The organism is Mycobacterium sp. THU-M104 (assembly GCF_049197365.1).
Classification (GTDB): Bacteria; Actinomycetota; Actinomycetes; order Mycobacteriales; family Mycobacteriaceae; genus Mycobacterium.
In genome coordinates, this window is the sequence record NZ_JBMIOP010000082.1 from 21,425 (window position 1) to 28,179 (window position 6,755).

7 protein-coding genes and 1 tRNA gene are annotated in these 6,755 nt (G+C 68.0%); 7 read left to right on the forward strand and 1 reads right to left on the reverse strand.

The annotated features are described in order from the left end of the window. Positions 1 to 38 precede the first annotated feature (38 nt). Positions 39 to 791 (reverse strand): O-methyltransferase, encoded by a 753-nt coding sequence (locus ACOJVU_RS07870; protein ID WP_421529255.1) that lies wholly within the window; start codon positions 789 to 791, stop codon positions 39 to 41. Positions 792 to 1,053: 262 nt separating this feature from the next. On the opposite strand from ACOJVU_RS07870, the gene ACOJVU_RS07875 reads away from it, so the two are divergent. The 7 genes from ACOJVU_RS07875 to ACOJVU_RS07905 all read left to right on the forward strand — a co-directional run bounded on the left by ACOJVU_RS07875 (position 1,054) and on the right by ACOJVU_RS07905 (position 6,544). Further along, positions 1,054 to 1,917: a ParA family protein gene (locus tag ACOJVU_RS07875; protein ID WP_421529256.1), complete on the forward strand. Its 864-nt coding sequence runs from the start codon at positions 1,054 to 1,056 to the stop codon at positions 1,915 to 1,917. Further along, positions 1,905 to 2,732 carry a segregation/condensation protein A gene (locus tag ACOJVU_RS07880; protein ID WP_421529263.1) on the forward strand — a complete coding sequence of 276 codons (828 nt, stop codon included), beginning with the start codon at positions 1,905 to 1,907 and terminating at the stop codon, positions 2,730 to 2,732. The genes ACOJVU_RS07875 and ACOJVU_RS07880 overlap by 13 nt, the downstream gene beginning before the upstream one ends. Positions 2,733 to 2,744: 12 nt before the next feature. Next, a complete protein-coding gene (gene scpB / locus ACOJVU_RS07885; protein ID WP_421529257.1) occupies positions 2,745 to 3,440 on the forward strand; it encodes an SMC-Scp complex subunit ScpB in 696 nt (231 codons plus the stop codon). Continuing rightward, the gene (locus ACOJVU_RS07890; RefSeq protein ID WP_421529258.1) at positions 3,437 to 4,183 is read left to right on the forward strand and encodes a pseudouridine synthase; all 747 of its coding nucleotides are present in this window, start codon (positions 3,437 to 3,439) and stop codon (positions 4,181 to 4,183) included. Before scpB ends, ACOJVU_RS07890 begins: the two co-directional genes overlap by 4 nt. Continuing rightward, on the forward strand, positions 4,180 to 4,860 hold the full coding sequence (gene cmk / locus ACOJVU_RS07895; protein WP_421529259.1) for a (d)CMP kinase: 681 nt from the start codon (positions 4,180 to 4,182) through the stop codon (positions 4,858 to 4,860). The genes ACOJVU_RS07890 and cmk overlap by 4 nt, the downstream gene beginning before the upstream one ends. Continuing rightward, a complete protein-coding gene (gene der / locus ACOJVU_RS07900; RefSeq protein ID WP_421529260.1) occupies positions 4,857 to 6,257 on the forward strand; it encodes a ribosome biogenesis GTPase Der in 1,401 nt (466 codons plus the stop codon). Before cmk ends, der begins: the two co-directional genes overlap by 4 nt. Before the next feature lie 213 nt (positions 6,258 to 6,470). Further along, positions 6,471 to 6,544 (forward strand) — tRNA-Pro (locus ACOJVU_RS07905). Positions 6,545 to 6,755 lie beyond the last annotated feature (211 nt).

Genomic DNA, 6,755 nt, shown 5'->3' on the forward strand with positions numbered 1-6,755 from the left:
GGGGCGCCTCCCGCTTGCGGGGGACTGCTCGCGGGAGGTCAGCCCAGGTATTGCGACTCCAGCACCAGGTCGGACATCAGTGTCTGGTATTCCGCATGCGTCTTGTGCTCGGTGGTGTCCCACAACGTTCCCTGCTGTTGGCGCATGTAGTGGCGGTATTGCGGCGCGCCCGGCAGCTTGACGTTGTCTGCGACCACGATGGCCCCCGGGTGCAGCCAGCCCCGGCCGACGATGCTGTTCAGGTCGTCCACATACGCATCCTTGTCATGGTCGAGGAAGATGAAATCGATTGTGCCCGAGGTCAATCCGTAATCCTTCGCTAGCGCGTCCAGGGTGCGCCCGCCGTCGCCGATGGTGCCGACGATGCACGTCACCCGATCCGCGACGCCGGCATGCTGCCAGATTCGCCGGGCGTTGGCGGCGTTGGCCTCGGCCAGTTCGACGGAGTACACCGTGGCCTTGGGGGCGGCCCGGGCGATGCGCAGCGCGCTGTAACCGCAGTAGGTGCCCAGCTCGAGGGCCAACGCGGGGTCGGCGCGTCGCACGGCGGCGTCGAGGATCCGCCCTTTCTCGTCACCGACGTTGATCAGTATCGACTTTTCATAGGCGAACCTGTCGATGGTGGCCAGCACGTCGTCGATGTCGCCGGCCCTGGCGTTTCGCAGGACGTAGTCGACGGCGGCGGCTTCGCGTCCGTCACCGATCTGGCCGGTGGTGGTGATGTTGCGGGCGCCGGTGGCCATGCGCCAAACCGACCAGCGCAGGAGCGGCATACGTTTCCTGAGGTTCATTGGTTCACGATAGGCGTCCACGCGCGCGGCCGGCCGACGATCCCGACCCCGTGCGGGACTGTCCGTGTTCACGTCGCCGATCGGCTCAGCGCAGCGGCTCCCGCGGTGCTGGTGTGACAGGTGTGAAATCTGCGCACTCGAATGGGTGCCAACCTGCGGTATCTGGGTATATTCGCTGGTAAATCGCCCTGCGGGTCGTCCGATGTCAGCGCGCGGAGCCGTTAGACTTTCCTGCGATGTTCACCTCTCGAACACCCCCGCCATGACCGATCGGCCGGACAACGGCGTCGAACTCGGTCTGACCGGGCGACCGCCGCGGGCGATCCCGGAGCCCGAGCCGCGAATCTCGCACGGCCCGGCCAAGGTCGTCGCGATGTGCAACCAGAAGGGGGGCGTCGGGAAGACCACGTCGACGATCAACCTGGGCGCCGCCCTCGCCGAGTACGGCAGACGGGTGCTGCTGGTCGACATGGACCCGCAGGGCGCGCTGTCGGCGGGGCTGGGGGTCCCGCATTACGAGCTGGACAAGACGATCCACAACGTGCTGGTCGAGTCCCGGGTGTCGATCGATGACGTGCTGCTGCACTCCCGGGTCAAGAACCTGGACCTGGTGCCCAGCAACATCGACCTTTCGGCGGCCGAGATCCAGTTGGTCAACGAGGTGGGCCGCGAACAGACCCTGGGCCGCGCGCTGCACCCGGTGCTGGACCGCTACGACTACGTCCTGATCGACTGCCAGCCGTCGCTGGGCCTGCTCACCGTGAACGGGTTGGCCTGCGCGGACGGCGTGGTGATCCCCACCGAGTGCGAGTTCTTCTCGCTGCGCGGGCTGGCGCTGCTCACCGACACCGTCGACAAGGTGCGCGACCGGCTCAACCCGAAGCTGGAGATCAGCGGCATCCTGATCACCCGCTACGACCCCCGCACCGTCAACGCGCGCGAGGTGATGGCCCGTGTCGTGGAGCGGTTCGGCGACCTGGTGTTCGACACCGTCATCAGCCGGACCGTCCGGTTCCCGGAGACCAGCGTGGCCGGCGAGCCCATCACCACCTGGGCGCCGAAATCGACCGGTGCCATCGCCTACCGCGCGCTGGCCCGCGAGTTCATCGACCGATTCGGCGCGTGACAGGCAGCGCCACGGGTGAGGCGGCACCAAAGAACGGCTTTCAGGTCCGGCTGACCAACTTCGAGGGGCCGTTCGATCTGCTGCTGCAGCTCATCTTCGCCCATCGCCTCGATGTCACCGAGGTGGCGCTACACCAGGTCACCGACGACTTCATCGCCTACACCCGGGAGATCGGTCCGCGGCTCGACCTAGAGGAGACCACCGCGTTCCTGGTCATCGCAGCGACCCTGCTGGACCTGAAGGCTGCCCGGCTGCTGCCCGCGGGGCAGGTCGACGACGAGGAGGACCTGGCGTTGCTGGAGGTGCGCGACCTGCTGTTCGCGCGCCTACTGCAATACCGTGCGTTCAAACACGTCGCAGAGATGTTCGCCGAGCTGGAAGCCACCGCGCTGCGCAGCTATCCGCGCGCGGTGTCGCTGGAAGACCGGTTCTCCGAACTGCTGCCCGAGGTGATGCTCGGTGTCGACGCGGAGCGGTTCGCCCAGATCGCCGCGGTCGTGTTCACACCGCGACCGGCCCCGACGGTAGGCACCGCGCATCTGCACGAGCTGCAGGTCTCGGTGCCCGAGCAGGCCAAGAAACTGCTGGCGATCCTTCAGGCGCGGGGCAGCGGCCAGTGGGCCTCGTTTTCGGAGTTGGTCGCCGACTGTCAGGTGCCGATGGAGGTCGTCGGGCGCTTCCTGGCGCTGCTCGAACTGTATCGCAGCCGGACGGTAGCATTCGACCAGTCGGAGCCGCTTGGCGTGCTTCAAATTTCGTGGACCGGGGAGCGTCAGACCGACGAGGCCCTGGCAGACGTCCGGGACGAGTCGTGAGGAGCGCCGCCAATGACTGACGAGGCGCCCGACGTCGATCTCGACGCGGGTATCCCCGACATCGCCGAGGCGGCGCCCATGGACGCCGAGGAACTCGGCGCTGTGCTCGAGGCGCTGTTGCTGGTGGTCGACAGCCCGGTGACGGTCGAAGCACTGGCCGCCGCCACCCAGCAGCCCGCGCACCGGATCGCCGCCAGGCTGGCGCAGATGTCGGCGGAACTGACCGAGCGCGACAGCGGGATCGACCTGCGCCGCACCGCCGAGGGTTGGCGGATGTACACGCGGGCCACGTTCGCCCCGTATGTCGAGAAGTTGCTGCTGGATGGTGCGCGTTCCAAGCTCACCCGGGCCGCGCTGGAGACGTTGGCCGTCGTGGCCTACCGCCAGCCGGTGACCAGGGCACGAGTGAGTGCGGTCCGCGGCGTCAACGTGGACGCCGTCATGCGCACCCTGCTGGCGCGGGGCCTGATCACCGAGGCGGGCACCGACGAGGGCAGCGGCGCGGTGACCTTTGCGACCACCGCGCTGTTTTTGGAGCGGCTGGGCCTGACGTCACTGGCCGACCTGCCCGACATCGCACCGTTGCTTCCCGACGTCGACACGATCGAGGAACTCAGCGAATCCCTGGACAGCGAGCCGCGTTTCGTCAAACTCGCCGGGGGTGCTCCGAGTGAGCAGGCGCTGTCGTTCGAACTGGACCACGAATGATGCCCGAATCCGAGGGGGTACGTCTGCAAAAGGTGTTGTCCCAGGCCGGGATTGCATCGCGGCGCGCTGCCGAGAAGTTGATCCGCGACGGGCGCGTCGAGGTCGACGGGCAGGTGGTGACCGAACTGGGAACCCGGGTGGATCCCGACGCGTCGGTGATCCACGTCGACGGGGCCAGGGTGGTCGCCGACGACTCGATGGTCTACCTGGCGCTGAACAAGCCTCGCGGCATGCACTCGACCATGTCCGACGATCACGGACGCCCCTGCATCGGCGATCTGGTGGAACGCAAGGTGCGCGGCACCAAGAACCTGTTTCACGTCGGGCGTCTCGACGCCGACACCGAGGGACTGATCCTGCTCACCAACGACGGCGAGCTGGCACACCGCTTGATGCACCCCTCCCATGAGGTGCCCAAGACGTACCTGGCGACGGTGTCCGGTTCGGTGCCGCGCGGGCTGGGCAAGAGGCTGCGCGCGGGCATCGAGCTGGATGACGGGCAGGCACGGGTCGACGATTTCGCCGTGATGGACGCCATCCCCGGAAAAACGCTGGTGCGGTTGACGTTACACGAAGGGCGCAACCGCATCGTGCGCCGGCTGCTGGGCACCGCCGGTTTCCCGGTGGAGGCGCTGGTACGTATCGAGCTCGGGCCGGTCTCGTTGGGGGAGCAGCGGCCGGGCAGCATCCGGTCATTGAGCCGCGGCGAGGTCGGGCAACTCTACCGAGCCGTGGGCCTGTGAATATCGTAGTGGCCATCGACGGCCCCGCCGGGACCGGGAAATCTTCGGTGTCAAGGGGTTTAGCGCGCGCCCTGGGTGCCCGCTACCTGGACACCGGCGCGATGTACCGGATCGTGACGCTGGCGGTGTTACGGTCCGGGGTGGACCCGGCCGACGCGCAGGCCGTCGACGCTGTCGCGTCCACGCTTGACTTGTCGGTCGGTTCCGATCCCGATCGGCTCAGTTATTGCCTTGCTGGGGAAGATGTTTCAGCAGCAATCCGTGGCCCTGACGTCACCGGGGCGGTCTCGGCGGTGTCGTCGGTTCCCGCCGTGCGCGCGAGGCTCGTCGCGCTGCAGCGGGAGCTGGCCACGGGCCCCGGCGGCGTCGTTGTCGAGGGCCGCGACGTCGGGACGGTGGTGTTGCCGGATGCTCCGGTGAAGATCTTCCTGACCGCGTCGGCCGAGACGCGGGCCCGGCGGCGCAATGACCAGAACGTCGCCTCGGGTCTGGGCGACGACTACGAGCGCGTGCTGGAAGACGTGCGGCGCCGCGATCATCTGGATTCCACTCGGCCGGTCTCGCCGCTGCGCGCGGCCGCCGACGCGGTGGTCGTCGACACCAGCGACATGACCGAGGCGCAGGTGATCGCCCACCTGCTGGAGTTGGTCGAGCAGCGAAGCGGAGCGGTGCGATGACGCAGGACGGAACCTGGAGTGACGAAAGCGATTGGAATTCAGTCGATTTCGACCTGGACGAGCACACCGAGGCGGGTCCGGCGCCCGTCGTGGCGGTGGTTGGTCGGCCCAATGTCGGCAAGTCGACGCTGGTCAACCGGATCCTCGGCCGGCGCGAGGCGGTGGTGCAGGACGTTCCCGGCGTGACCCGGGACCGCGTGTCCTACGACGCACTGTGGACCGGACGGCGATTCGTGGTGCAGGACACCGGGGGATGGGAACCCGACGCCAAGGGCTTACAGCAGCTGGTGGCCGAGCAGGCGTCGGTGGCCATGCGCACCGCCGACGCGGTGATCCTGGTTGTCGACGCCACGGTCGGGGCGACCGCCGCCGACGAAGCCGCGGCACGGATTCTGTTGCGTTCGGGCAAGCCGGTGTTCCTGGCCGCCAACAAGGTCGACAGCGACAAGAACGAGGCGGATGCTGCGGCGTTGTGGTCGCTGGGCCTCGGGGAGCCGCATGCGGTCAGCGCGATACACGGCCGCGGGGTGGCCGACCTGCTCGACGACGTGCTGGCCGTGCTGCCGGCGGTGTCCGAGGCGACCCCGGCGCCGGGCGGCCCGCGGCGCGTGGCGCTGGTCGGCAAACCCAACGTGGGCAAGAGTTCGTTGCTGAACAAGCTGGCCGGTGACCAGCGTTCGGTGGTGCACGACGTGGCCGGGACCACGGTGGACCCGGTCGACTCGCTGATCGACCTGGGCGGCAAGGTGTGGCGGTTCGTGGATACGGCCGGCCTGCGGCGCAAGGTCGGCCAAGCCAGTGGACACGAGTTCTACGCCTCGGTGCGCACCCATTCGGCCATCGACTCGGCCGAGGTGGTCGTCGTGCTGATCGACGCCTCGGCGCCGCTGACCGAACAGGACCAGCGGGTGCTGTCGATGGTGATCGAGGCGGGTCGGGCGCTGGTGCTCGCGTTCAACAAGTGGGACCTTGTCGACGAGGATCGCCGCGAGCTGTTGGAGCGGGAGATCGACCGCGAGCTGGTGCAGCTGCGGTGGGCCCAGCGGGTCAATATCTCGGCGACGACGGGGCGTGCGGTGCAGAAGCTGGTGCCGGCGATGGAGACGGCGCTGGCGTCGTGGGACGCACGGATACCGACTGGCCCGCTGAACGCGTGGCTGAAGGAGGTGGTGGCCGCCACGCCGCCGCCGGTGCGCGGTGGCAAGCAGCCGCGCATCCTGTTCGCCACCCAGGCCGCGGCCCGGCCGCCGACGTTCGTGCTGTTCACCTCCGGTTTCCTGGAGGCCGGTTACCGGCGCTTCCTGGAGCGGCGGCTGCGGGAGACGTTCGGGTTCGAGGGCACCCCGATCCGCATCAACGTGCGCGTGCGCGAGAAGCGGACCGTCAAGCGGCGCTGAGTGCGCGCCGTGAGTGAACCGAGGGCTTTCGATGTGAAGCCGCGGCGACGACACGCCGACAAGCCCCGCCCTCAGCTCACAGTCAATCTCCGGTAGCCGCTGGCCCGGGCGACAACGCCGCAGGCCTGCTGAAGGACAAGTGAGGTCGCTCGGCGGGCCGGAGGGCGGCTTGAGGTAGGCTTTCGACCTGCTGCCGCTCACGCTGGCGGCATGCGGGCTGTGGCGCAGTTTGGTAGCGCACTTGACTGGGGGTCAAGTGGTCGCAGGTTCAAATCCTGTCAGCCCGACGAAGAGAATTAGGCTTTGACCTGCGCAGAGTCTTCTCCGCGAATTTCCCCACCGGGACGTGCTTGGGACCAGACTGGGACCAGACCGCACATGTGAAGTAATCGGTGCGGGTCGCCGTGGGAGTTCGTGTGAATCGCCCTGGTTCTGCCGGAGGCTCGGGCTATTGGATTTCGACCAGGGGTTGGTCGCTCCGTTGGGCATCGTAGAATA